The following is a 708-nucleotide window of genomic DNA, read 5'->3' on the forward strand; positions in this document are numbered from 1 at the left end:
TTACAGCACCATGAAAGATGGGACGGACATGGGTATCCCGATAAACTTAGGGGAGAGGCTATTGATATTGGAGCCAGAATTGTATCCGTGGCAGATGCCTTTGAAGCTATGGTCAGCAAAAAATCATACAGGGATTCTATAATTGGTTATCAGGCGATAAAGAACCTGCTTTCCGATAATGAGCGTCGTTTTGACCCTGCGGTAATTATCGCTTTTACAAAAATAATGGGGATTTATCCCATCGGTTCAATTGTCCGCCTTAATGACGGGTCTTTGGCGCGGGTTGTAAGTTTACACATAGAAGCTCCTATGCGCCCGAATGTCCAAATGTTGACAGATAAAAACGGCAATGCTCTTAGCGCAGGAAATATGCCGGTTGTCGATCTTTTGGAAAACAGAAAATTATTCATTAAAGAAGCGATTGACCCGGCAGATTATGCCTAATACCGCCGGGTTGGGGAAAAAAGGAGAGGAAAGAGCCGCCGCCGCTCTTGAGTCCGTAGGAATGAAAATAATCGGCAGAAATTACAGGTCAAAAGCCGGAGAAATTGATATTATCGCCCTTGACGGAGAAACCGTTGTTTTTGTCGAGGTAAAAGCCTGGTCTGTTTTTGGCATAGAAAACCTACAATACAGCCTAAATAACAGAAAAAAGCATAAAATCATTAAAACTGCTAATTTTTTCCTCTCGGAAAATCGAAAATATAG

The 708-nt window shown here is 42.2% G+C and carries 2 protein-coding genes; both read left to right on the plus strand.

Annotation, left to right across the window (positions count from 1 at the left end; genetic code table 11):
• A partial coding sequence (locus tag ACYVTD_RS15060) for an HD-GYP domain-containing protein (RefSeq protein WP_461248523.1) occupies nt 1–444 on the plus strand: 444 nt, incomplete at its 5' end.
• Nucleotides 437–708 (plus strand): YraN family protein (locus ACYVTD_RS15065; RefSeq protein WP_461248524.1); only part of this gene is annotated, 272 nt, incomplete at its 3' end. The genes ACYVTD_RS15060 and ACYVTD_RS15065, both read left to right, overlap by 8 nt.

This window comes from Treponema sp. R6D11 (assembly GCF_054786075.1).